The sequence below is a fragment of the Vibrio sp. Y176 genome (assembly GCF_033438945.1).
Genome location: NZ_JAWOQS010000986.1, coordinates 1 through 556, shown reverse-complemented (window position 1 = coordinate 556; position 556 = coordinate 1). Strand labels below are relative to the sequence as shown.

The following is a 556-nucleotide window of genomic DNA, read 5'->3' as shown; positions in this document are numbered from 1 at the left end:
GAAAACGCAATGACAGTGCAAAACGACAAAACCGCCTTTTGGGGCGGTTTTAAAAAGTGTTGGTTAAGCCAGTCCTTTAAAATCAACTCGGCCAATTGCACGTTTTACATAATCGGTAATAATGCTTGGCGGAGAGGTGTCATCTAGATAAATTGGCACGTTCACCGCTCGGTAGCAAACGACATCAACAAGCTCATACTCCTCCACCAATCCTGTCGCTATAAGTCTATGAATCAGATTGAGGGTCGAGAATAGATTAAGCCCTGTTGTTTTGCATAAGTCTTCTGCATTTAGCCCGAAACGGTTGCCTTCATATAGCCTGCCAAATACCAGTTCTTTGTATAGATTAAAGGCTCTTTTTTTTAAAGCTTTTCGTTTAAAGAAGCCAAACATATCTACTCCTTTTGTTGTTAAGTCAAAACTTTAAGGGATGGCGATTATTAATGCGATTTAATATGCAAACTTTGACATATATCACTTTTTTAATTTGCACATAATAGAAAAATTTGGTCGTGTGGAGAACGCAGTTTATTTGCATTTTTACTCGACATTAAAA

The 556-nt window shown here is 37.8% G+C and carries 1 protein-coding gene; it reads right to left on the bottom strand.

Annotated features, from left to right (window positions below; genetic code table 11):
• Nucleotides 1-63: 63 nt before the first annotated feature.
• Nucleotides 64-393, bottom strand: a complete 330-nt coding sequence (locus R7O13_RS29780) for a hypothetical protein (RefSeq protein ID WP_017448068.1) — start codon at nt 391-393, stop codon at nt 64-66.
• Nucleotides 394-556: the final 163 nt, after the last annotated feature.